25 protein-coding genes are annotated in these 25,325 nt (G+C 69.3%); 15 read left to right on the top strand and 10 right to left on the bottom strand.

Features of this window, described 5'->3' with window-relative positions:
- The first annotated feature begins 48 nt into the window (after nt 1-48).
- The 3 genes from BKA24_RS11090 to clpX all read left to right on the top strand — a co-directional run bounded on the left by BKA24_RS11090 (nt 49) and on the right by clpX (nt 2,734).
- On the top strand, nt 49-633 hold the full coding sequence (locus BKA24_RS11090; RefSeq protein WP_184218033.1) for an ATP-dependent Clp protease proteolytic subunit: 585 nt from the start codon (nt 49-51) through the stop codon (nt 631-633).
- Between the two features lie 23 nt (nt 634-656).
- Complete coding sequence (locus BKA24_RS11085) at nt 657-1,322, top strand: ATP-dependent Clp protease proteolytic subunit (protein WP_184218031.1); 666 nt, start codon at nt 657-659, stop codon at nt 1,320-1,322.
- A 143-nt stretch (nt 1,323-1,465) separates the two neighbouring features.
- Nucleotides 1,466-2,734, top strand: a complete 1,269-nt coding sequence (clpX, locus tag BKA24_RS11080; RefSeq protein ID WP_184218029.1) for an ATP-dependent Clp protease ATP-binding subunit ClpX — start codon at nt 1,466-1,468, stop codon at nt 2,732-2,734.
- A gap of 41 nt (nt 2,735-2,775) precedes the next feature.
- Here clpX and BKA24_RS11075 read toward each other — a convergent pair whose 3' ends face one another.
- Complete coding sequence (locus BKA24_RS11075; protein ID WP_184218027.1) at nt 2,776-3,282, bottom strand: GyrI-like domain-containing protein; 507 nt, start codon at nt 3,280-3,282, stop codon at nt 2,776-2,778.
- Nucleotides 3,283-3,364: 82 nt separating this feature from the next.
- Complete coding sequence (locus BKA24_RS11070; protein ID WP_184218025.1) at nt 3,365-5,422, bottom strand: M3 family metallopeptidase; 2,058 nt, start codon at nt 5,420-5,422, stop codon at nt 3,365-3,367.
- A gap of 108 nt (nt 5,423-5,530) precedes the next feature.
- On the opposite strand from BKA24_RS11070, the gene BKA24_RS11065 reads away from it, so the two are divergent.
- The 3 genes from BKA24_RS11065 to BKA24_RS11055 are packed head-to-tail and all read left to right on the top strand — an operon-like array spanning nt 5,531 to nt 7,597.
- Nucleotides 5,531-6,130, top strand: a complete 600-nt coding sequence (locus BKA24_RS11065; protein WP_184218023.1) for an ArsR/SmtB family transcription factor — start codon at nt 5,531-5,533, stop codon at nt 6,128-6,130.
- Nucleotide 6,131: 1 nt separating this feature from the next.
- A complete protein-coding gene (locus BKA24_RS11060; protein ID WP_184218021.1) occupies nt 6,132-6,347 on the top strand; it encodes a hypothetical protein in 216 nt (71 codons plus the stop codon).
- On the top strand, nt 6,344-7,597 hold the full coding sequence (locus BKA24_RS11055; RefSeq protein WP_184218019.1) for an MFS transporter: 1,254 nt from the start codon (nt 6,344-6,346) through the stop codon (nt 7,595-7,597). Before BKA24_RS11060 ends, BKA24_RS11055 begins: the two co-directional genes overlap by 4 nt.
- A 6-nt stretch (nt 7,598-7,603) precedes the next feature.
- On the opposite strand, the gene BKA24_RS11050 is transcribed toward BKA24_RS11055, so the two are convergent.
- On the bottom strand, nt 7,604-7,840 hold the full coding sequence (locus tag BKA24_RS11050) for a hypothetical protein (protein WP_343066094.1): 237 nt from the start codon (nt 7,838-7,840) through the stop codon (nt 7,604-7,606).
- A gap of 5 nt (nt 7,841-7,845) precedes the next feature.
- On the bottom strand, nt 7,846-10,422 hold the full coding sequence (valS, locus tag BKA24_RS11045) for a valine--tRNA ligase (protein ID WP_184218015.1): 2,577 nt from the start codon (nt 10,420-10,422) through the stop codon (nt 7,846-7,848).
- Between the two features lie 281 nt (nt 10,423-10,703).
- On the opposite strand from valS, the gene BKA24_RS11040 reads away from it, so the two are divergent.
- Nucleotides 10,704-11,537, top strand: a complete 834-nt coding sequence (locus BKA24_RS11040; protein ID WP_184218013.1) for a type IV toxin-antitoxin system AbiEi family antitoxin domain-containing protein — start codon at nt 10,704-10,706, stop codon at nt 11,535-11,537.
- Nucleotides 11,538-11,653: 116 nt separating this feature from the next.
- Here BKA24_RS11040 and BKA24_RS11035 read toward each other — a convergent pair whose 3' ends face one another.
- Genes BKA24_RS11035 through BKA24_RS11025 form a run of 3 tightly spaced genes read right to left on the bottom strand, consistent with a single transcriptional unit; the run spans nt 11,654 to nt 13,943 of the window.
- Nucleotides 11,654-12,472, bottom strand: coding sequence for a MetQ/NlpA family ABC transporter substrate-binding protein (locus tag BKA24_RS11035; protein ID WP_184218011.1), 819 nt, complete (start codon nt 12,470-12,472; stop codon nt 11,654-11,656).
- A 38-nt stretch (nt 12,473-12,510) separates the two neighbouring features.
- Nucleotides 12,511-13,203: a methionine ABC transporter permease gene (locus tag BKA24_RS11030; protein WP_184218009.1), complete on the bottom strand. Its 693-nt coding sequence runs from the start codon at nt 13,201-13,203 to the stop codon at nt 12,511-12,513.
- On the bottom strand, nt 13,200-13,943 hold the full coding sequence (locus BKA24_RS11025; protein WP_184218007.1) for an ATP-binding cassette domain-containing protein: 744 nt from the start codon (nt 13,941-13,943) through the stop codon (nt 13,200-13,202). Before BKA24_RS11025 ends, BKA24_RS11030 begins: the two co-directional genes overlap by 4 nt.
- 48 nt (nt 13,944-13,991) lie before the next feature.
- On the opposite strand from BKA24_RS11025, the gene BKA24_RS11020 reads away from it, so the two are divergent.
- Complete coding sequence (locus tag BKA24_RS11020) at nt 13,992-14,405, top strand: OsmC family protein (RefSeq protein WP_184218005.1); 414 nt, start codon at nt 13,992-13,994, stop codon at nt 14,403-14,405.
- Here BKA24_RS11020 and BKA24_RS11015 read toward each other — a convergent pair.
- Nucleotides 14,380-15,069, bottom strand: a complete 690-nt coding sequence (locus BKA24_RS11015; protein WP_184218003.1) for a hypothetical protein — start codon at nt 15,067-15,069, stop codon at nt 14,380-14,382. The two genes, BKA24_RS11020 and BKA24_RS11015, sit on opposite strands and share 26 nt — an antisense overlap.
- Nucleotides 15,070-15,289: 220 nt before the next feature.
- Between BKA24_RS11015 and ileS the strand changes: the two genes are divergently transcribed.
- From ileS to ndk, 4 genes are read left to right on the top strand one after another with little or no spacing between them, the layout of a single operon-like run.
- A complete protein-coding gene (gene ileS / locus BKA24_RS11010) occupies nt 15,290-18,667 on the top strand; it encodes an isoleucine--tRNA ligase (RefSeq protein WP_184218001.1) in 3,378 nt (1,125 codons plus the stop codon).
- The gene (locus tag BKA24_RS11005) at nt 18,664-20,016 is read left to right on the top strand and encodes a bifunctional folylpolyglutamate synthase/dihydrofolate synthase (RefSeq protein WP_184217999.1); all 1,353 of its coding nucleotides are present in this window, start codon (nt 18,664-18,666) and stop codon (nt 20,014-20,016) included. Before ileS ends, BKA24_RS11005 begins: the two co-directional genes overlap by 4 nt.
- Before the next feature lie 8 nt (nt 20,017-20,024).
- A complete protein-coding gene (locus BKA24_RS11000) occupies nt 20,025-20,405 on the top strand; it encodes a DUF4233 domain-containing protein (RefSeq protein ID WP_184217992.1) in 381 nt (126 codons plus the stop codon).
- Between the two features lies 1 nt (nt 20,406).
- Nucleotides 20,407-20,823: a nucleoside-diphosphate kinase gene (gene ndk, locus BKA24_RS10995; RefSeq protein WP_184217990.1), complete on the top strand. Its 417-nt coding sequence runs from the start codon at nt 20,407-20,409 to the stop codon at nt 20,821-20,823.
- Between the two features lie 57 nt (nt 20,824-20,880).
- Here ndk and BKA24_RS10990 read toward each other — a convergent pair whose 3' ends face one another.
- Nucleotides 20,881-21,480 (bottom strand): vitamin K epoxide reductase family protein, encoded by a 600-nt coding sequence (locus BKA24_RS10990; protein WP_184217988.1) that lies wholly within the window; start codon nt 21,478-21,480, stop codon nt 20,881-20,883.
- Between the two features lie 297 nt (nt 21,481-21,777).
- Between BKA24_RS10990 and BKA24_RS10985 the strand changes: the two genes are divergently transcribed.
- Nucleotides 21,778-24,231, top strand: a complete 2,454-nt coding sequence (locus BKA24_RS10985) for an Rne/Rng family ribonuclease (protein WP_184217986.1) — start codon at nt 21,778-21,780, stop codon at nt 24,229-24,231.
- Nucleotides 24,232-24,237: 6 nt separating this feature from the next.
- On the opposite strand, the gene BKA24_RS10980 is transcribed toward BKA24_RS10985, so the two are convergent.
- Nucleotides 24,238-24,510 carry a DUF4031 domain-containing protein gene (locus BKA24_RS10980; protein WP_184217984.1) on the bottom strand — a complete coding sequence of 91 codons (273 nt, stop codon included), beginning with the start codon at nt 24,508-24,510 and terminating at the stop codon, nt 24,238-24,240.
- Nucleotides 24,511-24,722: 212 nt separating this feature from the next.
- Between BKA24_RS10980 and rplU the strand changes: the two genes are divergently transcribed.
- Together rplU and rpmA are read left to right on the top strand one after the other, a co-directional pair.
- Complete coding sequence (rplU, locus tag BKA24_RS10975) at nt 24,723-25,031, top strand: 50S ribosomal protein L21 (RefSeq protein ID WP_184217982.1); 309 nt, start codon at nt 24,723-24,725, stop codon at nt 25,029-25,031.
- A 17-nt stretch (nt 25,032-25,048) separates the two neighbouring features.
- Nucleotides 25,049-25,306 (top strand): 50S ribosomal protein L27, encoded by a 258-nt coding sequence (rpmA, locus tag BKA24_RS10970; RefSeq protein WP_184217980.1) that lies wholly within the window; start codon nt 25,049-25,051, stop codon nt 25,304-25,306.
- Nucleotides 25,307-25,325: the final 19 nt, after the last annotated feature.

Genomic DNA, 25,325 nt, shown 5'->3' with positions numbered 1-25,325 from the left:
TTTCGCGCCGCTAGATTCGAAGCACGAACACGAAGCAGGAGAACATCCATGGCTGAACCCCTTATGGCGACCAGTGTCTTCGACCGGCTGCTGAAAGACCGCATCATCTGGCTCGGCTCCGAGGTGCGCGATGAGAACGCGAACGAGATCTGCGCCAAGATCCTCCTCCTCGCGGCCGAGGATTCCGAGAAGGACATCTACCTGTACATCAACTCGCCCGGTGGATCCATCACGGCGGGTATGGCGATCTACGACACCATGCAGTTCGTCCCGAACGACATCGTGACGGTCGGCATCGGCATGGCGGCATCCATGGGACAGCTGCTGCTCACCAGTGGCACGAAGGGCAAGCGCTACATCACGCCCAACGCCCGGGTACTGCTCCACCAGCCGCACGGCGGCTTCGGGGGAACGGCCAGCGACATCCAGACGCAGGCGCAGCTCATCCTCGACATGAAGAAGCGCCTCGCGGAGATCACCGCCGCCCAGACCGGCAAGCCGGTCGAGCAGATCAACGCCGACGGCGACCGCGACCGCTGGTTCACCGCCGACCAGGCGCTGGAGTACGGCTTCGTCGACCACATCCGCGAGCACGCCGCCGACGTCACCGGTGGCGGCGGGACCGAGAACTGAACGACCGAAGGAAGACAACACAGATGAACATCCCGACTTCCGGTCTCCCTCAGGGCATCGCGATGCCGTCGAGCCGCTACATCCTCCCGCAGTTCGAGGAGCGCACGGCGTACGGCTACAAGCGGCAGGACCCGTACAACAAGCTGTTCGAGGACCGCGTGATCTTCCTCGGCGTCCAGGTCGACGACGCGTCGGCCGACGACGTCATGGCGCAACTTCTCGTGCTCGAGTCGATGGACCCCGACCGCGACATCATCATGTACATCAACTCGCCCGGCGGCTCGTTCACGGCCATGACGGCGATCTACGACACGATGCAGTACATCTCGCCCCAGGTGTCCACCGTCGTCCTCGGACAGGCGGCCTCCGCGGCATCCGTCCTGCTGGCGGCAGGTGCGCCCGGCAAGCGTCTGGCCCTGCCGAACGCGCGCATCCTCATGCACCAGCCCGCCGTGGGCGAAGCCGGCCACGGGCAGGCATCGGACATCGAGATCCAGGCTGCGGAGATCCTCCGCATGCGCACCTGGCTCGAAGAGACGATGGCCCGTCACACCAACCGCTCCGTTGAGCAGGTCAACAAGGACATCGACCGCGACAAGATCCTCTCGGCCCAGGAGGCGCTCGAGTACGGGATCGTCGACCAGGTGCTGACCTCGCGCAAGCGCACCCCGGCCGCCATCACGGCCTGACCCGCGCCCGATGATGCCCCGTCGATCCGTCGGCGGGGCATCGTCGTCCCGGGCGATCATCCACACTCGCGTCGCAATCCACCCCGTGTCCGGATCTGCGATTAGGCTCATCACCAGCACCAGGAATCCTGAGGGGGAGCGACATGGCACGAATCGGTGAGAGCGCCGACCTGTTCAAGTGCTCCTTCTGCGGCAAGAGCCAGAAGCAGGTGCAGCAGCTCATCGCCGGTCCCGGCGTGTACATCTGCGACGAGTGCGTCGAGCTGTGCAACGAGATCATCGAAGAGCGGATGGCCGAGTCGGGCGACGGTGAGGTCGCCGAGTTCGATCTGCCGAAGCCGCGCGAGATCTTCAGCTTCCTCGAGGAGTACGTCGTCGGACAGGATCCCGCGAAGCGGGCTCTCGCTGTCGCCGTCTACAACCACTACAAGCGCGTCCGTGCCCGCGGCACCCTGCAGCCCGCCGAGCAGCGCGCCGATGAGGTCGAGATCGCGAAGAGCAACATCCTGCTCCTCGGTCCCACCGGCTGCGGCAAGACCTACCTCGCGCAGACGCTCGCCAAGCGCCTCAACGTCCCGTTCGCGGTGGCGGATGCCACGGCCCTCACCGAGGCCGGCTACGTCGGCGAGGACGTCGAGAACATCCTCCTGAAGCTCCTTCAGGCCGCTGACTTCGACGTCAAGCGTGCCGAGACCGGCATCATCTACATCGACGAGGTCGACAAGATCGCCCGCAAGGCGGAGAACCCGTCGATCACCCGTGACGTGTCGGGCGAGGGTGTGCAGCAGGCGCTTCTGAAGATCCTCGAGGGCACGGTCGCATCCGTCCCTCCGCAGGGGGGACGCAAGCACCCGCACCAGGAGTTCATCCAGATCGACACGACGAACGTGCTGTTCATCGTCGCCGGCGCCTTCGCCGGGCTGGAGGACATCATCTCCTCGCGCGTCGGCAAGCACGGCGTCGGATTCGGCGCGCCGCTGCAGGACAAAGAGCAGGAGCTCGATGTCTTCCGCGATGTGCTCCCCGAAGACCTCCACAAGTTCGGGCTCATCCCGGAGTTCATCGGCCGTCTCCCGGTCGTCACGACCGTCTCCCCGCTCGACCAGGACGCGCTCATCGAGATCCTGACGGGTCCGAAGAACGCTTTCGTGAAGCAGTATCAGCGGATGTTCCAGCTCGACGGCGTCGAGCTGGAGTTCGAGGAGGAGGCGCTGCGCGCCATCGCCGACCTCGCCGTGGCGCGCAAGACGGGCGCCCGTGGTCTGCGCGCGATCCTCGAAGACGTGCTGGGCCCGATCATGTTCGAGATCCCGTCGGCCGAGGACGTCGACAAGGTCATCGTGACGCGGGCCTCGGTCACCGAGGGCGCGCCTCCCACGCTCGTGCTGCGTCAGAAGCGCAAGAGCGCGTGACCCTTCGCCGCGGCTGACCCTCCGCGAGGCCCCGCCGCGCGTCAGGCGGAGCGGACCGGCAGAATGAGGTCTGTGCGAAGCTGGTCGGTCGCCGTCGTCGACGGGTCGCTCACGTACGCCTCGATGAACACGCCTTTCGGCTGGCCGTCGGCTGCCGCCACGAGACGTCCCCACGCATCGCCGAGCCCGTCATAGGAGCCGAGGTGCGAGGTCACCATCGCGTTCCCGGCGGGCAGTGCGGAGGCGTGGATCGCACCGGCGGGCGTCTCGATGTCGCGCGTCGGGGCACCGGCGGTGGGGAACCCGATCTCGACGTCGAAGACGCCCGAGGGGTCGCCGTGGTAGATCGCAAACGCCGGACCCACCGGCGTGACCAGTCCCGCGCCGACGGCCGTTCCCAGCGCCGTGAAGGATCGGTCGAAGAGGGTGCGCAGATCGTCCAGACGGATCCCGTTGTGGCGGATCACCGTCATCAGCGCAGCCTCCAGGAAGAGGAGCTGTGCGCCGTCATAGGGGGTCGGTGCGAGCGGAGGAATGGAGTCTGCCATGGGCTGATCCTGGCACGGTCGCCCGGGGCGCGACAGGGGGTCGCCGGCCAGGTCGTGGATCAGGCGACGAGGATGTTCAGACTCAGGATGCCAGGCCGCGACGCTCCAGGAGGGGCTCGATCCGGGCCTCGCGGCCCCGGAAGTCGCGGTACGCCTCCAGCGGGTCCATCGACCCGCCGACGCCCAGCAGGCGTCGGCGGAACCGCTCGCCGTTGGCGCGGGTGAGTCCGCCATTCTCGGCGAACCATTCCACCGTGTCGGCGTCGAGGACCTCGCTCCAGATGTACGAGTAGTAGCCGGCGCTGTAGCCACCGGAGAACACGTGGGCGAAGTACGTGGAGGAGTAGCGGGGTGGGACGACGGGGTTGTCCAGCCCGATGTCGGTGAGTGCCGTCGCCTCGATGTGGGCCACGTCGAGGGTGGTGGAGGCCGTGTCGGCGTCCACGCTGTGCCAGGTCTGGTCGAGCCACGCGGCGGCGAGGTACTCGCTCGTCGCGAAGCCCTGGTTGAAGGCCTCCGACTCACGGAGCTTCTCGACCACCTCGGCGGGAAGCGGCTCGCCCGTCTCGACGTGTCGCGCGTACTCCGCCAGCACCTCCGGCCAGAAGATCCACATCTCGTTGACCTGACTCGGGAACTCGACGAAGTCGCGGAAGACGGCGGTGCCGGCGAAGTGCGGGTACGTCACATGCGCGAAGAGCCCGTGAAGGGCATGACCGAACTCGTGGAAGAGGGTGGTCACCTCGTCGAGGGTGAGCAGGGTCGGCGCACCCGGGGCGGGCTTGGGGACGTTGAGGTTGTTGACGACGATGGGAGCCGTGCCGCGGAGCTCGGACTGCGAGACGATCGAGTTCATCCACGCGCCGCCCCGCTTGGTGTCGCGGGTGTACAGGTCGAGGATGAACAGCCCCAGCGCCGAACCGTCCTCCTCCGACACCTCGAAGACGCGCGCGTCGGGGTGGTAGGCCTGCAGGTCGGTGCGCTCGGCGAAGGTGATGCCGTACAGTGCGGATGCCGCGCGGAAGACGCCGTCGACGAGCACGCGCTCCGCCTCGAACCAGGGCCGGAGCGCGGTGCGGTCGAGGTCGTAGCGGGCGGCGCGGACCTTCTCGGTGTAGAACGCCCAGTCGTGGGCCTCGATCGTGAACGGTGCATCTTCTGCATCGACGATCGCCTGGAGCGCCTCCTGCTCGCGACGTGCGTTGGCCGCTGCGGGAGCGGCGAGTCGGCGCAGGAGCGCGTGTACGGCCTCCGGGGAGCCTGCGGTCTGGTCGGCGGTGATGTAGGCGGCGTGCGAGTCGAAGCCGAGGAGCTCCGCGCGCTCGGCGCGGAGGCGCACGATCTCGGTCAGCACTTCGCGGTTGTCGTGCGCGTTTCCGCGGCTCGCGCGGGAGCGCGAGGCGTCGAGCAGACGTCGCCGGCTCTCGCGCGACGTCAGGGTGGAGAGGTAGGGGTGGCCGGTGAAGAGGGTCAGGGTGACCACGTACTTCCCGGGGAGGCCGCGGTCGGCGGCGTTCTGCGCGGCGGCCGACAGTTCGCCGTCGGTGAGGCCGTCGAGTTCATTGGCGTCGTCGAACACCACGGCGAGGTCGTTCGTGTCGGCGAGGAGATTCTTCTCGAACGTGTTCGAGAGCACGGATAGGCGCTGATTGATTTCGGTGAGCACGGACTTCGCGCCGTCGTCGAGTGCGGCGCCGGCGCTCGTCATCTCGCGGTACCGGCGTTCGACGAGGTAGCGCTCCTCGGCTCCGAGGTCCAGCGAGTCGAGCTGCTCATAGACGGCCCGGACGCGCGCGTACAGCGCGGCATCGAGCTGGACGGCGTCGTCGTGCGCTGACATCAGCGGCGCGAGGGCGGCGTCGATCTCCTGGATCTCGGGCGTCGCGTGGGCGGAGGAGACGGTGTAGAAGGTCCGAGCCACCCGACCCAGGAGGTCGCCGGCCGCTTCGAGCCGTTCGAGGGTGTTCGCGAACGTGGGCGCTTCGCTCTGCGCGGTGATCGCGTCGATCTCGGCCCGGTGCTGCGCGAACGCGGCTTCGAACGCCGGGAGGTAGTGCTCTGCCCGGATGCCGGGGTAGTCGGGAAGACCGAAGGGGAGTGACGAGGGGGCGAGAAGCGGGTTGGAAGCGGCATCCGTCATTCCTTCAGCGTACGTGCCCGGGCCGGGCCGGACGCCCGCCGCGACTCGCCTACGCCTATCTGCAAAGAAATGCTTGCAAAGAAGTATGTGCAAAGATATCTTTGCATTATGACCGAAAGTGACCCGACCGCTACCCGCCCCGAACGCGTTCTCGACGCCGGCGCGCTCAAGGCGCTCGCGCACCCCCTCCGGGTGCAGATGTACGACATCCTGTCGCAGTACGGCGCGCAGACCGCGAGCTCCCTGGCGGCGTTGACGGGAGAGTCGACCGGCTCGACGAGCTACCACCTGCGTGCGCTCGCGAAGCACGATCTGATCCGCGAGGTGGAGGGGCGGGGGTCGGCCCGTGAGCGGTGGTGGGAGCGGGAGAAGGGCTCCGTGTCCTTCACGAACCCCGAGGCCATGAAGACGCCGTCGGGCAGGGCGGCGACCCAGGTCGTCATGACCGAATTCCTCAACCGACGCCACCAGCAGCTGCTGCGCTTCGTCGGGGACAGCATCCGCACACCGGCCGAGATCGATGACATGACCGCGCTCATCTCGACCGCCAACCTCCGCCTGACACCTGACCAGGCGAAGGAGCTCAACGAGCGCTTCTCGGCGCTCATCGATGAAGCGAGCGACCGCTACCGCGGACAGGACGAGGCAGGCACACAGCCCTACACCGTCCGCGTGGACGTCTTCGCGCTCCCCGAAGGAGGCAACTGACATGACCACTCTCACCCTCGTGCGCCCCGTGGCGGCGGCGACGCCGACCCCCCTCGACCGAGCGCTCCTCGTCGTCAGCCGCACGCTGCAGGACGCCGTCACCCGGCGCATGTCACGGCGGGCCGCATCTGCATCGCTCCGACTCGCGCACGACGAGGCGATCGAGCGTCGACGGGACGGCGCCGCGGTCCTGCACACCGGGATCCTGCCGCGGTGACCGTGGTCCGGCCGAGGCCTCCGGTGAAGCCGGGGTTGGGCCCGGCCTTCGGTCGCCTGTGGACCGCCGCCGCGTTCAGCAATCTGGCCGACGGTCTCGGGCGCACCGCGGTGCCGCTCATCGCGACCACGCTCACGCGTGACCCTCTGACGATCTCGATCCTCGCGGCCCTCGCGTTCGTGCCGTGGTTCGTCTTCGCGATCCCGGCCGGGATGCTCGTCGACCGATTCGACCGTCGCATCCTCATGGCGGTCGCGAACACCGTCCGCGCCGCCGCGGCGCTCGGCCTCGCGGTGCTCACCGTCACGGGTGCCCTCGACATCTGGTGGCTGTTCGCCGGCACGCTCGTGTTCGGGTTCGGCGAGACGGTGTTCGACAACGCGACGAACGCGGTGATCCCCGCGGTCGTGCGCGACGAGCACCTCGAACGCGCGAACGGTCGGATCCAGGCCGCGCAGATCACGATCGACAGCTTCATCGCGCAGCCCATCGCGGGCGTGCTCTTCGCGGTGTCGCTGGCCCTGCCGCTCTGGGTCGGGTCGGTCGGCTATCTCGTCCCGATCGTCCTTGCGGTCCTGCTTCCGCTGTCAGCCGCGCGGCCGCTTCGCACCTCAGCATCGAAACCTGATGCCGCGCCGCGCGTGCCGGCATCGGAGGCGCTCCGCTTCCTCTGGACCCACCGTTACCTGCGCGCACTGGTGCTGTTCACGTCCCTCATGGGCTGCGCCTTCTCGTTCGCCCAGGCGCCGACGATCCTCTACTTCCTCGATGAGCACGATGTTGCGCCGGCGGCGATCGGATTCGTGACCGCAGGCATCGGTCTCGGGGCGCTGGCGGGTTCGCTCGTCGCCGCGCCCGTCGTGGCTCGGTTCGGACGCGGCGGCGTGATGTGGGCGGCGAACCTGCTGGCGGCGCTCGCGCTCGTGGCCGTGGGCATTGCGCCCGAGGTCGTCACGGCGGTCGTCGCCTACGCGGCGATGGCGTTCGCGATCTCGACCTGGAACGTCCCGTGGGCGGCGCTGCGCCAGCGGCTCATCCCGCCCGTGCTGTTCGGCCGGACGCTGGGCGTCATCCGCATGATCACGTGGGGCATGTTCCCGCTGGCGACCGTTCTCGGCGGGTGGGTCGCCCGAGGAGATCTCCGGCTTCCCTATCTGCTCGCCGGCGGCTTCTGCCTCGTCGCCACCCTCGTGTGCACCAAGCTCCTGCTCGAGGCGTCCCGGCAGGGGCTCAGCCCCGCCGACGCCTGAGCGGGGTCAGTCCTCGAGCGCGTCGACGTGGCCGACGACGACCTGGCCGTCGCGATCCTGTCGGACGACGGCACCCGTCTCCAGCTCGGCGACGGGGCGGCCCTCCAGCCAGGTGAGCGTCCAGCGGGGCTTCGGCTGCACGCCCGACAGCGTCACCGTGGCATCCACCACCGCGATCTGCTCGTGCAGCAGAGCCGGGACGGATGCCGGCGGCTCCGCCCCGCTGTCCCAGCGGGTACCCATTCGCATCATGCCTCCTGAGGGGCGAGTTCGATGTCGGTGACGGCGATGGCGTCGGCGTCGGCGTAGCTGACGGCGGCGATGCGACCGACCGCGGCGAGGTCGCCCTCGGCGGAGCGGATCGCGTCGAGCGCGGCGGCGGGGCCTGCGACGGTGAGCGAAGCGACCGGCGTCTTCTGCGAGGCTTTCGCCTCGGTCTTCGCGCGGCGCACGCCGATCAGAGCCTCACCGACCGCGCGGAGCACGGCCGGGTCCCCATCGATCTCGAGCGGGGTCGGCCAGGCGGCGGTGTGGACCGAGCCCTCCTCGAACCACGACCACGATTCCTCCGCGGCGAAGGAGAGCACCGGAGCCAGCAGGCGCAGCAGCGTCGACAGTGCGAGGCGCAGCGCGAGGGCGGCGGACGCCTGGCCGGCGTCGGCCTGGTTGTAGGCGCGCTCCTTCACGAGCTCGAGGTAGTCGTCGCAGAACGTCCAGAAGAACGCCTCGGTGATCTCGAGGGCGCGGGCGTGGTCGAAGGCGTCGAAGGCCTTCGTCGCGTCGCGGACGACCTGATCCAGCGTCGCCAGCATCGAGGCGTCGAGCGCGTGGGTGATGCGCGCGCCCTCCGGTACGGGGAACGACAGCACGAACTTCGCGGCGTTCAGGACCTTGATCGCCAGGCGGCGCCCGATCTTCACCTGCGTGGGGTTCTGCGGGTCGAACGCGGCATCCGCGCCGAGTCGGCTGGAGGCCGCCCAGTAGCGGACCGCGTCGGTGCCGTGCGCGTCGAGGATGTCGGCCGGGGTCACCACGTTGCCCTTCGACTTCGACATCTTCTTGCGGTCGGGGTCGACGATGAAGCCGGAGATGGCGGCATCCGTCCACGGCGCACGACCGTCTTCGAGCACCGAACGCACCATCGTCGAGAAGAGCCAGGTGCGGATGATGTCCTGCCCCTGCGGGCGCACGTCGAAGGGGGCGACGAGGTTCCAGAGCTCCTCGTCACGCTCCCACCCGCCGGCGAGCTGCGGCGTGAGCGACGAGGTCGCCCACGTGTCGAAGATGTCGCGCTCGGCGTCGAACCCGCCGGGCACGCCGCGCTGATCCTCGGTGTAGCCGTCGGGCACGTCTGTGGTCGGGTCGACGGGCAGGCGGGACACGTCGGGCGTCAGGACGCGGTCGTAGTCCCGTTCGCCGTTCTCGTCGAGGCCGTACCAGACCGGGATCGGCACACCGAAGAAGCGCTGGCGCGACACGAGCCAGTCGCCGGTGAGGCCGTTCGTCCAGTTCTCGTACCGGACGCGCATGAAATCGGGATGCCAGCCCATGCCGCGGCCCATCTCGATGAGCTTGTCGCGCAGCTCCGCGTCGCGGGCGCCGTTGCGGAGGTACCACTGGCGGGTGGAGACGATCTCGAGGGGGCGGTCGCCCTTCTCGTAGAACTTCACGGGGTGCGTGAAAGGCTTCGAGACCTCGAGCAGCTCGCCGGACTCCTGCAGCAGCTCGACGATGCGCTTCTTGGCGCTGAACACCGTCTTGCCGGCAAGCTCCGCGTACGCCGCCTTCGCGGCATCCGTCACGAGCACCTCGGGGGACTCGTCGATGATGCGGCCGTCGCGACCGAGGATCGTCCGGTTCGGCAGGTCGAGTTCGCGCCACCAGATGATGTCGGTCACGTCACCGAAGGTGCAGATCATCGCGATGCCGGTGCCCTTGTCCTTCACCGCGAGCGGGTGGGGGAGGACGGGCACCTCGACATCGAAGAGCGGGGTGCGCACCGTCGAGCCGAAGTAGGGCTGGTACCGCTCATCGTCGGGGTTCGCGACGAGGGCGACGCACGCGGGCAGCAGCTCGGGGCGCGTCGTCTCGATGTGGATGTCGCCGGAGCCGTCGGTCTTGTGGAAGGCCACGCGGTGGTACGACGCCTGCTGGTCGCGGTCCTCGAGCTCGGCCTGGGCGATCGCGGAGCGGAAGTCGATGTCCCACAGCGTCGGCGCCATGGCCTGGTAGGCCTCGCCGCGGTCGAGGTTGCGGAGGAACGCGAGCTGGCTCGTGCGGATCGTGTCATCCGAGATGGTGCGGTAGGTCTGCGTCCAGTCGACCGACAGGCCGAGCTTGCGGAAGAGGTCCTCGAACTGCTTCTCGTCCTCGATCGTCAGCTCTTCGCAGAGCTCGATGAAGTTGCGGCGGCTGATCGGCACCTGGTCGGCCGGCTTCAGGCTCTTCGCGTCACCGCGAAACGGCGGCGTGAAGTCGGGGTCGTACGCCAGCGAGGTGTCGCAGCGCACACCGTAGTAGTTCTGCACGCGACGCTCGGTGGGCAGGCCGTTGTCATCCCAGCCCATCGGGTAGAACACCGTCTTGCCGCGCATGCGCTCGTAGCGCACCTTCACGTCGGTGTGCGTGTAGCTGAAGACGTGCCCGATGTGGAGCGAACCGGATGCCGTCGGGGGAGGAGTGTCGATCGAGAAGACGCCCGATCGTCCCGTGGCCTTGGCCGCGTCGCGATCGAACAGGTAGGTCCCGGCGGCGGACCATGCGGCATCCCACTTCTGCTCGAGGCCTTCCAGGGCGGGCTTGTCAGGGATCTGCGCGTTCGTCATGGTGGTGCTCCTCAAGCGATATGTGCGGCACTGTGTGAGCGTGCCTGAGTGTGGGTGCCCGCCAGTCTACCGCCGGGCCCGCACCGCTCAGGTGATCCGAGCTGGCGGCTCGCGAGGAGACGGCGGTTGCCGAGGAGGGGAAGCAAGGGTCCGGTCCTCGAGACCTGTCACGTCCTCGCGATGAGACCGCGAAGCTCCTCCCCAGGCTCGCGCGCGGTGTTGCCGTGCACAGCGTGAGGTGTCGTGTGCCGGGTGACGGTCGCGATCACGAGGCTGTGCGGATGACAGTGACGGATGCGGTGGTGCAGCGTGGCGGGATCGTCCGATCGGGGGAGCTTCGCCGGCTCGGCTTCAGCGATCGCGCTCTGCGGACGGCGGTCGAGGCCGGCGACCTCCTGCGACCGCGGCGAGGGTGGGTTGCGGTGCCATCGAGCGACCCGGCGCTCCGTGCCGCGGCCACGGCGGGCGTGGTGCTCACGTGCGTGACGCAGGCGCAGCGGCTCGGGTTGTGGGTGCTCCATGCGGATGCCGCGCACGTGGCGGCACCCGCGCATTCCGGCTCTGTGCGGGTTTCAGATCCGCGGACCGTCCTGCACTGGGCGGAGCCGATCGTGCCGCGGGCGCCGGACGCACTCGTGGACCCAATCGAGAACGTCCTCGCACTCGCGGCATCCTGTCTGCCGTTCGAGGAGGCGCTCGCGATCTGGGAGTCGGCCCTCGAACGTGGGGTGGTGCAGCTGCCGGCCCTGCACAGGCTCCCGTTTCGTGGACGGGCGCGGGCTGTCCTGACGCAGGCGACGCCGTTCGCTGGATCAGGCCTCGAGTCGTTCATCCCACCGCGGCTCACATGGCTCCGCGTCTCGATCGTGCCGCAGGCATGGATCGCCGGGCATCGCGTGGATTTCCTGATCGGCGATCGCCTGGTCCTGCAGATCGATGGGGGGACCCACGTCGGAGCGCAGCGCGAGGCCGACAATGCCCACGACGCAGAGCTGATGCTCCTCGGCTACCACGTGATCCGGGTCGGCTACGCCCAGGTCGTGCATCGTTGGCACGTCGTGCAGGACGCGATCGCCCGGGCCGTCGCTCAGGGGCTGCACCTCGCTGAACGGTGATGGTTCGCGAGGAAGCGGAGGTTCGCGAGGAAGCGGAGGTTTGCGAGGGCCGGATGCCGAGATCCGGCCCTCGGGATGTGTCAACTCCTCGCCAAGCGACGCCGGGCCCGCACCGCTCAGAAGGCGGTCTCGATGGTCGCGTTGTCGTCGATGATCGCGCGCACCGGGTCGCTCGTGAAAGCGTCGACGAGCGCGTCGGTGGAGGCCGCGTCGGCATCCTCTTCGGGGACCACGACCTGCAGTGCGAACCGGTCGTCGAGCTCCGTGAGAAGGCCGTCGTCCTGCGGCGTCAGTCCGAGGGCGGCGATGTGCGAAGGCCACTGGAACACGAGATCCGCCTCGTCGTAAGCCGTGTTGAGCTGGGTGATCTGCAGCTCGAGGAACTCCAGGTCCTTCGGGTTCTCGGCGATGTCATCGACGGTCGCCGCATACGGGTCCACGCCCTCGGCGAGAGTGATGATGTCGGCGTCGGCGAGCATTTTCAGCGCCCGGCCGGTGTTCGAGGCGTCGTTCGGGATCGCGACGGTCGCGCCGTCGGGCAGGTCGGCGATGTCGTCGATGGTCTTGGAGTAGAACGCGATCGTGAAGTTGTAGATCGGCTGCACCGCGGTGAGCGACGCGTCGTTCGCGGCGTTGAACTCCTGCATGTAGGGCTCGTGCTGCGAGAAGTTCGCATCGATGTCGCCGGCGGCCAGCATCTGGTTGATCGTCACGTAGTCGGCGACCTCGACCAGCTCGATCTCGTAGCCGTCTGCGATCTCCTCGGCGGCGGCCTCGACGATGTCGGTCATGGGCGATGTCACGGCGCCGACGCGGAGGGTCTGGACAGCCGCGTCGCCCGGTGAGGCGGACGCAGCGCACCCGGCGAGGGCGATGGTGGCAATGGTGAGGGCGGCGAGCGCGAGGGGGCGCAGGGTCGTGCGACGCAGGGTCATGGGGTGTCTCCTTGTGGGATCGAGGGGGATGCCGGTGGTCACCGGTGGTCGAGGCGGATCGAGATCCGTTGCCCGATGGTCTGGATGACCAGCACGAGCGCGAGGATCACGAGGATGGTGAAGTACATGAGCACGTCGTCGTACTCCTGATAGCCGTAGCGCAGTGCGAAGTCGCCGATGCCCCCGCCGCCGACGACGCCGAGCACCGTCGAGTAGGAGAGCAGACTGATGCTCGCCGATGTGAGCGCGTAGACGAGCCCGGGTACGGCCTCCGGCAGCAGGAAGCGCAGGACGGTCTGGGGCACGGTCGCCCCCAGGGTCTGCGCGACGCGCGGGATCCCAGGACTGACTTCGCGCAGGATCTGCTCCACGAGTCGCCCGTAGACGGCGACCGCGACCACGCAGAGGGAGAAGGTCGCCGCGGGTGTCCCGAACGTGGTGCCGTAGACGGCCCGGGTCACCGGCACGAGGAAGACGACGAGGAGGAGGAACGGGAACGAGCGGATGACGTTGATCAGCGTGTCCGCGATGGTCCAGACGATGCGCTGGGGTTCGATCCCGCCCGGGCGGGTGAGATAGACCGCCGTCCCCAGGGGGAGCCCGATCAGCACCGCTGTGGCGAGGGAGACGCCGAGCATGTACGCCGTCTCGCCGAGGGCTTCGACGAGGTCGTCCCCGCGCTCGGCGAGAGACGCGGCGAGAGACGAGAGGATGTCCTCTTCCCCGGTCATGCCCCGAGCTCCCGTCGCGCCCGATCGAGGTAGGTCTCACGCTCTCGGCGGGCGCCTCGGTTGACCGGCAGGACGTCGATGAGTCTGCCGCCGTCGAAGAGGGCCACGCGGTCGCAGACGTCGCGCACGACGTCGAGGTCGTGCGTGACGATGACGACCGTGGCGCCGAACCGGTCGCGCGCGCTGCGGAGGAGATCGAGCACTTCCGCCGCGGTCGATGCGTCGAGCGCGGAGGTCGGCTCGTCGCACAGGAGCAGTCGGGGCCTGGTGACCAGGGCGCGGGCGATTCCGACGCGCTGCCGTTGGCCGCCGCTGAGCTGTGCGGGAAAGGCGTCCGCCCGCCGGTCCAGCCCGACGAAGCGGAGGACCTCGTCGACGATGCCCGCGTCGCGCATCGCGCGCGGTCGCAGCGAAAGAGGGACCTCGACGTTCTGCCGCACGGTGCGGTTCGCCAGGAGGTGGACGCCCTGGAACACGACCCCGATGTCGCGTCGCAGCTGTCGCAGGCCCGCCCGGTTCAGGCGGCCGACGTCGTCGCCGAGGACGGTGACGAGCCCCTCGGTCGCGGTGAGCTCGCCGGTCAGAAGGCTCAGCAGCGTGCTCTTGCCGGCTCCGCTCTCGCCGATGACGCCGAGGATCTCGCCCGACGCGACCGTGAGGTCGACCCGGTCGAGTCCGCGCACCCCGCCCGGGTACGACACGCTCGCGCCGCTCAGGGCAACGAGAGAAGGGGACGACACGGAGAGACCTCGGAAGATTGTTGGATGCCGTCCAATTATAGTTGCGGGATGAGCACCAGGTACCGGACGTCGGCCGTCAACCGCGATGGCGGGACCGGCGTGAGCAGGGTCGTCGGCGGTCTCGAGGTCGCGGTGTCCAACCCGCTGAGTGCGGACGCGGACCTCTCGCGGAGCAACCCCGAGCAGCTCCTCGCGCTCGCGTGGGCCACGTGCCTCGACGCCACCCTGCAGGCGATCGTGCGCGGCGCGCACCGCACCTCGGTCCGCGTCGACGTGGAACTGCGGGATTCTCCTGAGCGGGGCGGGTTCGAGTTCGACGTCACCGCATCCGTGTCGGCCGAGGGGCGCTCGCTCGAGGAGACGGTCGGTCTTGCCGAGGCCGCCCACGCGCGATGCCCCATCTCACGGCTGCTCGAGCACGCCTCGACCGCGCGCGTCAGAGCCGAGGTGTGGTCCGACTGAGGTCGTCTGCGGCACGGACATCGATGCCGAGCGCGACAGCGAACGCGCTCGCGTGCGTCGTCACCTGGTCTTCGGAGAGCGTCGCGCCGCGAAGAGCCCGGACGTCGGTGAACGCGAGCACGTCCGCGCCGCGAAGGTCGAGGTCGGAGATCGTCCACTCGCGGGTGTCGCATTCGTCCACGGTGGAGCCGGTCACGCGCATGCACTGGATCTGGGCTCCGGGAGCGTCGAGGGTGCCGATCCGGCACCCCTCGATCTCGACGTCGCCGAGGGTCGCGCCGGCCACCGTGAGGTAGTCGATCCGCACGCCGTCGAGTACCAGTCCGTCGCATCGGCTCCGGGAGAGGTCGAGCGTGCCGATCCGACCGCCGCGGACGACGACCGATCGCCACGTTCCCTCTCGCGCGATGACCTCCGCGGCCGACAGGCCGTCCGCGACGACGTCCGAGAGGACGGCGCCCGTGAGGTCGAGGGTCTCGACGGACGCGGGGGCGATGACGCTCTCGCTCACCCGCGCGTGAGCGGCATCCGTCCCGCCCGCGCCGAGCGTGATCCTCGCTCCGAGGATGTCCGCAGAGCGGCCGAGGGCGGCGGGGGTCAGTTCTTCGGGGAGGTCCGGCTCCGCGATCCGAGGCGGTGCGGGGCTGATGCGGGATCGGGCCATGACGCCAGCCTAGGTCGCGGGTAGGATGGCGGTATCAGCACCGATCCGGCCATCACCGGGGAGCTCTCGGAAGAACAGCGGTCAGCCGCCCAGTAGAACCGAGCGGGGCAGGCCCGTCATCGCCGCAGGTGAGTGGGTGCACCCGGAACCGGGTCGCATCAAGCGGGGTGGTACCGCGGTCTCCGGATCGTCCTCGCAGGAGCAGACCTGCAGGAGTGACATGACCTACCCCCGACCTTCCGCCTTCGGTCCCGCCGCCGACGCGCCCGCCGCCGTCGTCCCGAGCCCGCGCTTCCCCGACCTCGAGCGCGACGTCCTCGCGTTCTGGGCGCAGGACGACACGTTCCGCGCGTCGATCGCGCAGCGCGATGGCGCCGACGAGTGGGTGTTCTACGACGGCCCGCCGTTCGCCAACGGCTTGCCGCACTACGGCCACCTCCTGACCGGCTACGCGAAGGACCTCTTCCCGCGGTTCCAGACGATGCGCGGCAAGAAGGTCGACCGCGTCTTCGGATGGGACACGCACGGCCTGCCCGCCGAACTCGAGGCCATGAAGCAGCTCGGGATCACCGAGAAGAGCGAGATCGAGGAGATGGGCATCGCCGCCTTCAACGCGAAGGCGCGGTCATCCGTCCTCGAGTACACGCAGGAGTGGGAGAACTACGTCACCCGCCAGGCGCGCTGGGTCGACTTCGAGCGCGGCTACAAGACGCTCGACACCGGCTACATGGAATCGGTGCTCTGGGCGTTCAAGCAGCTGTACGACAAGGACCTCGCCTACGAGGGCCACCGCGTGCTGCCGTACTGCTGGCGCGACGAGACGCCCCTGTCGAACCACGAGCTCCGCATGGACGACGACGTCTACAAGATGCGGCAGGACCCGTCCGTCACGGTCACCTTCCCGCTCGTCGGCGCCAAGGCCGAAGCGCTCGGGCTCACCGCCGTCCGCGCGCTCGCATGGACGACGACCCCGTGGACCCTGCCGACCAACCTCGCGCTCGCCGTCGGACCCGACATCGAGTACGTCGTCCTGCCCGGCGGCCCGGCCGGCGCCGCCGACATCCACGAGGACGCTCTCGAGGGCCAGTCGCACCGTTACCTGCTCGCCGCCGATCTGCTCGCGAACTACGCGAAGGACCTCGGCTACGCCTCGGCCGACGAGGCTCGCGACGCCGTCGAGCAGACCGTCCGCGGGGCCGACCTCGCCGACGTCGCCTACGACCGGCTCTTCGACTACTACGCCGACGAGGAGACCTGGGGAACGCAGCACGCCTGGCGCATCCTCGTCGACGACTACGTCACCACCACCGACGGCACCGGCATCGTCCACCAGGCACCGGCCTACGGTGAGGACGACCAGCGCGTGACGGGGGCCGCCGGCATCCCGCTCATCATGAGCCTCGACGACGGCGGACGCTTCCTGCCGCAGGTGACCGATGTCGCCGGCGAGCTGTGGATCGACGCGAACCGCCCCCTCATCCGTCTGCTCAAGGCGGAGGGTCGCCTGCTGCGCGAGGCGTCGTACGAGCACTCGTACCCTCACTGCTGGCGCTGCCGGAACCCCCTCATCTACAAGGCCGTCTCGAGCTGGTTCGTGCGCGTCACCTCGATCAAGGACCGCCTCGTCGAGCTCAACGAGCAGATCACCTGGGCGCCCGAGAACGTCAAGCACGGCCAGTTCGGCAAGTGGCTCGAGGGCGCGCGCGACTGGTCGATCAGCCGCAACCGCTTCTGGGGCTCGCCGATCCCGGTGTGGAAGAGCGACGACCCCGAGTACCCGCGCGTTGACGTGTACGGCTCGCTCGCCGACCTCGAGCGCGACTTCGGCCGGCTACCGGTGAACGAGGCGGGCGAGGTCGACCTGCACCGGCCGTTCATCGACGACCTGACGCGCCCGAACCCCGACGACCCCACCGGCAACTCCACGATGCGCCGCATCGAGGACGTCTTCGACGTGTGGTTCGACTCCGGCTCGATGCCGTACGCACAGGTCCACTACCCGTTCGAGAACCGCGACTGGTTCGACGAGCACGCCCCCGCCGACTTCATCGTCGAGTACATCGGACAGACCCGCGGCTGGTTCTACGTCATGCACGTGCTCTCGGGCGCCCTGTTCGACCGTCCCGCGTTCTCGGGCGTCGCCTGCCACGGCATCGTCCTCGGCAGCGACGGGCAGAAGATGTCGAAGTCGCTGCGGAACTACCCCGACGTCAGCGAGGTCTTCGACCGCGACGGCTCCGACGCGATGCGCTGGTTCCTCATGAGCTCGTCCGTGCTCCGCGGCGGCAACCTCGTCGTCACCGAGGGGGGCATCCGCTCCGGCGTCCGCGAGTTCCTGCTCCCGCTGTGGAACGCCTGGTACTTCTTCTCGACCTACGCGAACGCTGCGGGTGGACCCGACGGCGAGGGATACGAGGCCGTACGGCGGACCGACTCCACGAACGTCCTCGACCGTCACATCCTCGCCCTCCTCGGCGACCTCGTCCGCGACGTCGCCACCGACCTCGACGCGCTCGACTCGACGATGGCGGCTGCCAAGCTGCGAGAGTTCGCCGAGGCCCTCACGAACTGGTACATCCGGCGCTCGCGCGACCGGTTCTGGGTGGGGGTGGATGCCGCCGACGCGACGACCACCGAGGCCTTCGACACCCTCTACACGGTGCTCGAGACGCTCACCCGGGTCGCGGCTCCGCTGATCCCGCTGGTCTCCGAGCGCGTGTGGCAGGGGCTCACCGGCGGACGCAGCGTCCATCTGGAGGACTGGCCCGATGCGGGCGAGTTCGCCCCGGCATCCGACATCCGCGAGGCGATGGACACCGTCCGCGAGGTCTCGTCGGTCGCCAACGCCCTGCGCAAGAAGGAAGGCAAGCGCGTGCGCCTGCCCCTCGCGAACCTCACGGTCGCCGTCGCGGGTGCCGACGCGCTCGCACAGTTCGAGGACATCGTGCGCGATGAGCTCAACGTGAAGGCCGTCGAGGTCGTCGAGCTCACGGACGGCCTCGCCGAGCAGTACGGCATCAGCCAGCGCCTCGCCGTCAACGCCCGTGCCGCCGGCCCGCGCCTGGGCAAGCAGGTGCAGCACGTCATCAAGGGCGCCAAGGCGGGCCTGTGGTCCGAGCAGGACGGCGTGGTCGTCGTCGACGGCATCGCGCTCGAGCCGGGGGAGTACGACCTCACGCTCGAAGCCGGCGGGGTCGCCGAGGGCACCGCGATCGCGCTCCTCCCGCGCGGCGGCTTCGTCCTGCTCGACACCGCCACGACGCCCGAGCTCGAGGCCGAGGGCCTCGCGCGCGACGTCATCCGCGCCGTCCAGGACGCCCGCAAGGCCGCCGGGTTCGAGGTGAGCGACCGCATCGCGCTCCAGCTCACCTTCGACGACAGCGACGACGCCGAGGCGGTTGCGTCCGCCTTCGACACGGCCGACGTCGCGGGGGAGACCCTGTCGGTCGCCGACCTCGTCGCCACCGCCGACGGCACCGCGCTGCGAGGCGAGGCGCTGCGCTCGAGCCCCGAGCACACGGCATCCGTCCCCGCCGGCACGTACGCGAACGCCGGCGACTTCACGATCGGCGTGCGCCGGATCGGAGCGACCTCATGAGCGACCGGACCCGAGCGGATGCCGTCTACGCGGCGCTCCTGGAGCGGCAGGGCGAGCGGTGGGTTCAGCCGCGTGTCGAGCGGACGCGTCGCGTGCTGGAGCTGCTCGACGACCCGCAGCGCACCTACCGCGTCGTCCACGTCACCGGCACCAACGGCAAGACGTCGACGAGTCGGATCATCGAGTCGCTGGTGCGCGCGCACGGCCTCCGGACGGGATTGTTCACGAGCCCGCACCTGGAGCGCTTCACCGAGCGCGTGATGATCGACGGCGAGCCGATCGCCGACGGTGCAATTGCCGACGCCTGGGACGAGATCGCGCCCATCGTCGACCTCGTCGACGCCGAGCTGGCCGCATCGGACGAGGCGCCGCTCACCTTCTTCGAGCTCCTCACCGTGCTCGCGTTCGTCGCGTTCGCCGACGCCCCCGTGGACGTGGCCGTCGTGGAGGTCGGGATGGGAGGTGCGTGGGATTCGACCAACACCGCCGACGGCGACGTGGCGGTCTTCGCTCCCATCGACATCGACCACGCCGACCGTCTCGGCGAGACGATCGCCGAGATCGCCGCGGTCAAGGCGGGCATCATCAAGCCGTCGGCGGCGGTCGTCTCCGCTCAACAGGATGCCGCGGCGGCGAGTGTCCTGTCCGACGCCGCACGCCGCGCGTCGGCCACCCTGGCCACCGAAGGCGAGCAGTTCGGGCTCCTCGACCAGAAGCTCGCGGTCGGCGGTCAGTTGATCACCGTGCGCGGTCTCGCCGGGACCTATCCGGAGCTCTACCTGCCGCTGTACGGCGCTCATCAGGGTCACAACGCGGCGCTCGCGATCGCGGCCGCGGAATCGCTCATCGGCGGTGCATCGCAGGCTCTCGCCGACGACGTCCTGGCCGACGGCCTCGGCAACGCCACGTCGCCCGGACGCCTGCAGCTCGTGGGCGTCGCCCCGACCGTGCTGGTCGACAGCGCGCACAACCCTCACGGTGCCCGCGCGCTGGTCACCGCGCTGGGCGATTCCTTCGACTTCGACGACTGGGGCCTCGTCCTCGGCGCGTTCGGGGACAAGGACGTGGCCGGGATCGTCGGGACGCTCGCTCCTGCCGCGGCGCACGTCTTCGCGACCGCGCCGGAATCCGAGCGCGCGGAGGACCCGGACGCGATCGCCGACCTCGTCGATCAGATCGGCACGCCCGTGACCGTGCACCGCGACCTCGCGGAGGCCGCGGACGCGGCCCGCGCGTGGGCTGCGGCATCCGATCGACGAGCCGTCATCATCGCCGGCAGCGTCGTGCTCGCGGGTGAAGCCGTGGCGCTGTCTGCCGCGGAAGACTGGAAGGCCGGGTACAACGAGTGAGTCCGCGGGTGCGGCGCCACCGCGGCGCGCAGGAATCCCTCCTCGCGGTGGTGCTGATCTCGGAGTCGCTCGTCGTCTTCCTCGGCGGGCTCGTCGTCTTCGGGCTGCGGGTGCTGCCGGACGGCATCGACGACTGGTGGGCGATCGTCGCCGGCGCGGTGCTCGCCGTCGTGACGGTCGGCCTCGCGGGACTGGTCCGGCACCGCTGGGCCGTGCTCGCGGGCGCCGTGCTGCAGGGTGTCATCGCACTGGGCGCATTCCTCGTGCCCGCACTGCTGATCGCAGCTGTGGTTTTCGGCGCGATGTATGTGTATGCCACCATCAAGGGCGGCGCTCTCGATGAGCGCAACGCCGCGCTCGCCGCGCAGGCGGAAACGAACGGAGACTGACATGGCCACCGAACAGACCCTCGTCCTCGTCAAGCCCGACGGCGTCGCCCGCGGCCTCACCGGCGCGATCCTCGCCCGCATCGAGGCGAAGGGCTATGCCCTGGTCGACCTCCGCCTGGTCGAGCCCGACCGTGCGCGGCTGGAGCAGCACTACGCCGAGCATGCCGGCAAGCCCTTCTACGAGCCGCTGCTGGACTTCATGATGTCGGGCCCTTCCGTCGCGATCCGCCTCGCCGGAAACCGCGTCATCGAGGGATTCCGCTCGCTGGCCGGCACGACCGACCCCACCACTGCCGCCCCCGGCACCATCCGCGGTGACTTCGGACGTGACTGGGGACTGGCCGTTCAGCAGAACCTGGTGCACGGCAGCGACAGCCCCGAGTCCGCGGCGCGCGAGCTCTCCATCTGGTTCGCCTGACACCAACTCACGAAGCGCCCGCGTCCTCGGACCGGGCGCTTCGTCGTTCTCCGACCCTCAGAACTCGGCGATCCAGTTCAGCCGGAGCTGGGCGAGCAGCCCGATGACCGCGAACGCGCCGATCGACATGAGGGGAACCCACGCCATCAGCGACCCGGCGACGCGCTGCACCCGCTCGGGGACGGGGATCGCGCCGATGCGCAGCAGATGCATGATGACGGCGAAGAACGTCGGGATCGTGACCGACCAGGTCACCATGCACCACGGGCAGAGCGTTCCCAGAACATAGATGCTCTGCGAGATGAGCCAGATCACGAAAGCGAGCGCTCCGGTCACACCCAGGCCGAACGCGAGCCAGAACCAGCGCGCGAACCGGGCATTCGCGAGGAGGGCCGCTCCCACCACGACCGGCGCCATCCAGCCGGTGAGGCCCAGGATCGGGTTCGGGAAGCCGAACACCGATCCCTGCCAGGACTGCAGATTGGCGCCGCACTGGACGAGGAGGCTGATGTCGCACGCAGCCGACGCGGTCGGGTCGGCCAGCAGCTTCATCCGCTCGACGGTGAGTTCGAACGCGGCGATCCATCCGACGACACCCGCGAGGATGAGCCAGATCGCGAGCGCGGTCGGGCGGGGATGATTCAGCGGGGTCGTCATGGGGGCGATTATGGCACCGGCTGCATATGCGCCGGCTGGGCTGAGGACCGTGCAAATCCGCTCCGTCACGGTTTCGGGCGCGATAGTGAGATAATGGTGGCCGATGTCCCCGCGGCCGCGCCGCCCGGACGTCACCAGAAGACTTCGGGCGATGACCGCCCGCGCAGCACGACCTCGCACAGAACGCGGGGAGAACAGCTGCAGACCGAGTGAGTTCGCGGCCCGTCCGATACGGGACGGCGCCGCCAGAGTTTCGCCGGACGGCACGCGGAGCCGTCCGCTAGGAGTAAGCCAGTGATGGCCGATGACAACAACGAATCAGCACCCTCCGATGTCTCCGAGCAGGAGCTGAACGCCCCCGAGCAGCCCGCTGTGACCGCGGACGCCGACGTCGCGACCGAGGACACCGGCATTGCGACCTCCGACGCCGTGGACGCCGGCGCGACGGACACCGCGGCGGCGCCGGCCGTCGGCGAGTCCGACGCTGAGACGACGGGGGAGCCCGACGCTCCGGAGTCGAGCGAGGCTTCCGAGGCGGCTGCCGCAGAGTCGAACGACGCGCCGGAGTCGAGCGAGACTCCTGAGGCGGATGCCGCGCCCGACACTGCCGCTCCCGACACCGCCGCGCCCGCCGCCGCCCCCGACGCCGCCGCTCCCGACACCGAGGAGCCCGCGGAGGCGGAGAAGCCGACGGCGGTGAGCCTCGGCCTCCTGCCCGAGCAGTTCGTGTCGGCCGTCTCGACCGCACTCCACTTCTACGCACCCGAGATCGTGCCGCTGCCGGCGCGCCCGGGCCGCGCGCGCGATGACCGCGAGGACCGCGACGAGCAAGGCGACGAGCCCTCGTCCAGCGCGCGACGACGCAACCGTCGCCGCGGGGGCGAGTCGGGCGACGAGCCCACGCCGCGCCGCCGCGCCGTCGAGGTCATCACCGAGCCGCAGCGCATCAAGGGCTCCACCCGTCTCGAGGCCAAGAAGCAGCGGCGCCGTGACGGACGCGAGGCGGGGCGTCGCCGCACCGTCGTGACCGAGGCCGAGTTCCTCGCTCGCCGCGAATCGGTGGACCGCGACATGATCGTCCGCTCCAAGAGCGGCCGGATCCAGATCGCCGTCCTGGAGGACAACGTCCTCGTCGAGCACTACGTCGCCCGCAACCAGGACGCCTCCCTCATCGGCAACGTCTACCTCGGGCGCGTGCAGAACGTCCTGCCCTCGATGGAGGCGGCCTTCGTCGACATCGGGCGCGGACGCAACGCCGTGCTCTACTCGGGCGAGGTCGACTGGGATGCTGTGGAGACCGGCAACCAGCCGCGCCGGATCGAGCTGGCGCTCAAGAGCGGCGACAGGGTGCTCGTGCAGGTCACGAAGGACCCCGTCGGACACAAGGGTGCCCGCCTCACCAGCCAGATCTCGCTCCCGGGCCGCTACCTCGTGTACGTGCCCGGCGGTGCCATGAACGGCATCTCGCGCAAGCTCCCCGACACCGAGCGCGCGCGCCTCAAGAAGATCCTGAAGGAGGTGCTCCCGGAGTCCTCGGGCGTGATCGTGCGCACCGCGGCGGAGGGAGCGACCGAGGAGCAGCTGACCCGCGACGTGCAGCGCCTCACCGCGCAGTGGGAGCACATCAGCGCGCAGACCCAGAACGGGCAGGCGCCCGCACTGCTGCACTCCGAGCCCGATCTCCTCGTCAAGATCGTGCGCGATGTCTTCAACGAGGACTTCCGCAAGATGCTGATCCAGGGCGACGAGGCGTACCAGACCATCACGTCGTACCTGACGGGCGTCGCCCCCGACCTGCTCGAGCGGATCGAGAAGTACGAGGGTGATCACGATCCTTTCGACGAGCACCGCGTCACCGAGCAGATCGAGAAGGCGCTGGACCGGAAGGTCTGGCTTCCCTCGGGCGGCTCGCTGGTCATCGACCGTACCGAAGCCATGACCGTCGTCGACGTCAACACCGGCAAGTTCGTGGGCACCGGGGGCAACCTCGAGGAGACCGTCACCAAGAACAATCTCGAGGCTGCCGAGGAGATCGTCCGTCAGCTGCGCCTTCGCGACATCGGCGGCATCATCGTGGTCGACTTCATCGACATGGTGCTGGAGTCCAACCGCGATCTCGTGCTGCGACGCCTCGTCGAGTGCCTGAGCCGCGACCGGACGAAGCACCAGGTCGCGGAGGTGACCTCGCTCGGTCTCGTCCAGATGACCCGCAAGAAGCTCGGCCTCGGCCTGCTGGAGACTTTCAGCGAGGCGTGCGAGGTCTGCGCGGGTCGCGGCGTCATCGTCCACCACGACCCGGTGGTCAAGCACCGTTCCGGCGGCAACACCGCGGGTGGGGGAGGCAACGGCAACCGCCGCTCGCGCCAGGGCAACGGGTCGTCGCAGAACGGCAACGGCAACGGCAACGCCGCCGCAGCACCCACCGGCGGCACCCACGTCATCACCGAAGGCGTGAAGTCGGCGCTCGCGCAGATCGCGGCATCCACCATCCACCCCCACGGCGAAGAGGTTCCCACTGCGGCCGCCGAGGAGACGGCGCCCGCCGAGCGACCTGAGCGCGCCGAGCGGCCGAAGCGTCCTCGGAAGAAGAAGGCGGATGCCGCGCCGAAGAGCGACACGGAGCGGATGCTCGATTCCGTCCTCGAGGCGCTCCCCGAGCCCAAGGCGCCCGGTCAGGGCCGGGCACGTCGTCGCGTGACGACGGCGGCGCTCACCGGCACGCCGGTGTCCACCGCCTCCGACGAGTCCTGAGGGTCGTCACCGCCCGCGGCGTTCGCGGGCGGTGACCCGCAGCCCCGACGCGATCAGGCGGCGGGTCAGCTCGTGCGCGTCGACACGCTGGGCTCCGCCGGCGACAAGGTCATCGATCGCGTCGGCGGGGACGTCATAGTGGTCGCGGTCGAACGCGCGGGCGGGGATGCCGTGGCGCGCGGCGAATGCGTGGAGCTCGTCGAGGTCGGCATCCGACACGAGATGCGCCCAGAGTCTGCCGTGCGCCGGCCAGAGCGGGGTGTCCACGAGCACGGCCATGCCGCGATCCTAAGCCGCGGCGCACCCACCACGGGCCGGAGCGACCCACCCCGGAGTGCTTTTGCCCTTGCTGTCCCGATCGGGTATTCTGGACCCTTGGTGCGTCACGTGTCGCAGGCCTATGGCGACGCAGAGCCTAGCTTCCGCACCAGGACTTCCCAGTCTCATCAGAGCCCGGAGCCGTGCGCTCCACAGAAGAAACAAGGTGTGAAGTGGTTTACGCAGTTGTGCGCGCCGGTGGCCGTCAGGAAAAGGTCGAAGTCGGCACCGTCGTGGTGCTCGACCGCCAGAAGGCTCAGGTCGGCGACAAGATCGAGCTGCCCGCCGTCCTCTTCGTCGACGGCGACGCCGTGACGACCGACGCGGACAAGCTCGCCAAGGTCAAGGTCACCGCCGAGGTTCTCGGTGAGGAGCGCGGCCCCAAGATCATCATCCAGAAGTTCAAGAACAAGACCGGTTACAAGAAGCGCCAGGGCCACCGTCAGGACCTCACGCGCGTCAAGATCACCGGCATCAAGTAAGCCAGGAGGCACGAGAGATGGCACACAAAAAGGGCGCAAGCTCCACCCGTAACGGTCGTGACTCCAACGCACAGCGCCTCGGCGTGAAGCGCTTCGGTGGTCAGAAGGTCCTCGCCGGCGAGATCATCGTCCGTCAGCGTGGAACCCACTTCCACCCCGGCGCGAACGTCGGCCGTGGCGGCGACGACACGCTGTTCGCCCTCGAGGCGGGCGCCGTCGAGTTCGGCACGAAGGGCGGCCGCAAGGTTGTCAACATCGTGTCGCTCGCCGAGTAAGACACAGAATTCCACGGTG

Source organism: Microbacterium marinum, from assembly GCF_014204835.1.
In the GTDB taxonomy this organism is placed as follows: domain Bacteria; phylum Actinomycetota; class Actinomycetes; order Actinomycetales; family Microbacteriaceae; genus Microbacterium; species Microbacterium marinum.
The sequence above is the reverse complement of the archived record's forward strand: the minus strand, read 5'-3'. Positions and strand labels throughout refer to the sequence as shown.

Coding starts and splice junctions, on each gene's coding strand:
- BKA24_RS11005 (WP_184217999.1), top strand. CDS start 18,664: ATGAGCGACCGGACCCGAGCGGATGCCGTCTACGCGGCGCTCCTGGAG.
- clpX (WP_184218029.1), top strand. CDS start 1,466: ATGGCACGAATCGGTGAGAGCGCCGACCTGTTCAAGTGCTCCTTCTGC.
- BKA24_RS11015 (WP_184218003.1), bottom strand. CDS start 15,069: ATGGCCCGATCCCGCATCAGCCCCGCACCGCCTCGGATCGCGGAGCCG.
- valS (WP_184218015.1), bottom strand. CDS start 10,422: ATGACGAACGCGCAGATCCCTGACAAGCCCGCCCTGGAAGGCCTCGAG.
- BKA24_RS11020 (WP_184218005.1), top strand. CDS start 13,992: ATGAGCACCAGGTACCGGACGTCGGCCGTCAACCGCGATGGCGGGACC.
- BKA24_RS10990 (WP_184217988.1), bottom strand. CDS start 21,480: ATGACGACCCCGCTGAATCATCCCCGCCCGACCGCGCTCGCGATCTGG.
- BKA24_RS10985 (WP_184217986.1), top strand. CDS start 21,778: ATGGCCGATGACAACAACGAATCAGCACCCTCCGATGTCTCCGAGCAG.
- BKA24_RS11090 (WP_184218033.1), top strand. CDS start 49: ATGGCTGAACCCCTTATGGCGACCAGTGTCTTCGACCGGCTGCTGAAA.
- BKA24_RS11050 (WP_343066094.1), bottom strand. CDS start 7,840: ATGGGTACCCGCTGGGACAGCGGGGCGGAGCCGCCGGCATCCGTCCCG.
- BKA24_RS11035 (WP_184218011.1), bottom strand. CDS start 12,472: ATGACCCTGCGTCGCACGACCCTGCGCCCCCTCGCGCTCGCCGCCCTC.
- BKA24_RS11060 (WP_184218021.1), top strand. CDS start 6,132: ATGACCACTCTCACCCTCGTGCGCCCCGTGGCGGCGGCGACGCCGACC.
- BKA24_RS11065 (WP_184218023.1), top strand. CDS start 5,531: ATGACCGAAAGTGACCCGACCGCTACCCGCCCCGAACGCGTTCTCGAC.
- BKA24_RS11085 (WP_184218031.1), top strand. CDS start 657: ATGAACATCCCGACTTCCGGTCTCCCTCAGGGCATCGCGATGCCGTCG.
- BKA24_RS11040 (WP_184218013.1), top strand. CDS start 10,704: ATGACAGTGACGGATGCGGTGGTGCAGCGTGGCGGGATCGTCCGATCG.
- BKA24_RS11030 (WP_184218009.1), bottom strand. CDS start 13,203: ATGACCGGGGAAGAGGACATCCTCTCGTCTCTCGCCGCGTCTCTCGCC.
- ndk (WP_184217990.1), top strand. CDS start 20,407: ATGGCCACCGAACAGACCCTCGTCCTCGTCAAGCCCGACGGCGTCGCC.
- BKA24_RS10980 (WP_184217984.1), bottom strand. CDS start 24,510: ATGGCCGTGCTCGTGGACACCCCGCTCTGGCCGGCGCACGGCAGACTC.
- BKA24_RS11075 (WP_184218027.1), bottom strand. CDS start 3,282: ATGGCAGACTCCATTCCTCCGCTCGCACCGACCCCCTATGACGGCGCA.
- ileS (WP_184218001.1), top strand. CDS start 15,290: ATGACCTACCCCCGACCTTCCGCCTTCGGTCCCGCCGCCGACGCGCCC.
- rpmA (WP_184217980.1), top strand. CDS start 25,049: ATGGCACACAAAAAGGGCGCAAGCTCCACCCGTAACGGTCGTGACTCC.
- BKA24_RS11070 (WP_184218025.1), bottom strand. CDS start 5,422: ATGACGGATGCCGCTTCCAACCCGCTTCTCGCCCCCTCGTCACTCCCC.